This is a genomic window from Frankia sp. Mgl5 (assembly GCF_023242985.1).
Lineage (GTDB): Bacteria > Actinomycetota > Actinomycetes > Frankiales > Frankiaceae > Parafrankia > Parafrankia soli.
Genome location: NZ_JALKFY010000771.1, coordinates 1 through 1376 on the forward strand (window position 1 = coordinate 1; position 1376 = coordinate 1376).

Genomic DNA, 1376 nt, shown 5'->3' on the forward strand with positions numbered 1-1376 from the left:
ACGACCCGGCCGACGTCGTGCGCGCCACTCTCGACGGCATCGAGGCCGGCCACGCCGAGGTCATCGCCGACGCCCTGTCCGCGCAGGCCAAGGCCAACCTCGCCCTCGACCCCGCCCAGGTCTACCAGCCCACGGCGGGCCCGGGTGAAGCAGTCGATCGTCTTCGCGGGCATCGGGATCGCGCAACGGGCCGCCGTCCGACGATCTCCCGCGCACCGTGAACGACTGGCTTCGCGCCCCTGGCAGGCAAGGCCGCGGCCTCTACTTTCCCGCCGGCTCTGTTTGATTGCCGGGCGGGACGTGGCCGGTGTCTGTCACCAGATGTTCAGTCGCCCAGCGTTCGAGTTCGGCCAGGGCGGGACGTAGCGCCTCACCGCGCGGCGTGAGCCGGTAGCGGACGCCGACCGGCGGGCCCTCGATCACCTCACGCGCCACCAGACCGGCCTGGACGAGTTCGTTCAACCGTCCCGACAACATCCGCTCGGTGACACCGGGCACCAGCTTGGAGATCTCGGAGAAGCGTGCAGGGCCGGCCAGGAGCGTGCCGATGATCAGGCCGCTCCAGCGCTTGCCGAGCAGAGCGAAGACCGGGGTCAGCGCGTGACAGCTCACCGCGTCTCGCTCCGCTGGCTCCATCCGGTCATGGTACCCGCGGTCAACACACCCTCGGCAGTTGCTATATTTTCAGCGGCAACTATACTTTTGCAATCCCCAGTCGCTCCCGAGAAAGGTCAGCTGTGACAACTCCCTCCGTGTCGAACCCGTCAGCGCCAGCACTCTCCGAAGCGGCCGGCGCGCTGCCGCTGGCCGCCGGCGTCTGGCCCATCGACCCCGCGCACTCCGGTGTCCACTTCCAGGTCCGCCACCTCGGTGTCACCAACGTCCGTGGCCGGTTCGACGTGTTCAACGGGACACTGACCATCGGCGAGACTCTCGCCGACGTAGCCGTCGAGGCCACGATCGACATGGCCTCGATCAACACGAACCAGGCCGATCGAGACGCCCACCTACGCTCCACCGACTTCTTCGACATCGAACGCAACCCGACCATGCACTACCAGTCCGTGTCGGTGACCGCCGACGAGGACAACTACCAGGTCGCCGGCAACCTGACGATCAACGGGATCACCAAGCCCGCGGCCCTGGCAGTGGAGTTCTATGGCGTCGATGTCCATCCCGCGGACAACCGGACCAGGGCCGGGTTCGCCGCGACCACCGAGATCCGTCGCAGTGACTACGGCATCGACTTCAACATGCCCCTCGGCGCCGGCAAGCTCGCCCTCGGCGACAAGATCAAGGTAGAACTCGACCTCCAGTTCATCGCCCCATGACGAGACCGGCGCAGGCCGAGATCCCGGCTTCGCACCTGGACCTGC

The 1376-nt window shown here is 67.4% G+C and carries 2 protein-coding genes and 1 pseudogene; 2 read left to right on the forward strand and 1 reads right to left on the reverse strand.

Going from position 1 to position 1376, the window contains the following annotated elements:
* Positions 1-221, forward strand: a pseudogene (locus tag MXD62_RS27530) (hypothetical protein); the annotation flags it as partial.
* A 40-nt stretch (positions 222-261) separates the two neighbouring features.
* Here the strand turns inward: MXD62_RS27530 and MXD62_RS27535 are convergent.
* On the reverse strand, positions 262-636 hold the full coding sequence (locus MXD62_RS27535) for a helix-turn-helix domain-containing protein (RefSeq protein WP_251082405.1): 375 nt from the start codon (positions 634-636) through the stop codon (positions 262-264).
* A 101-nt stretch (positions 637-737) separates the two neighbouring features.
* On the opposite strand from MXD62_RS27535, the gene MXD62_RS27540 reads away from it, so the two are divergent.
* Positions 738-1331 (forward strand): YceI family protein, encoded by a 594-nt coding sequence (locus MXD62_RS27540; protein ID WP_248832305.1) that lies wholly within the window; start codon positions 738-740, stop codon positions 1329-1331.
* The last annotated feature ends 45 nt before the right edge of the window (positions 1332-1376 follow it).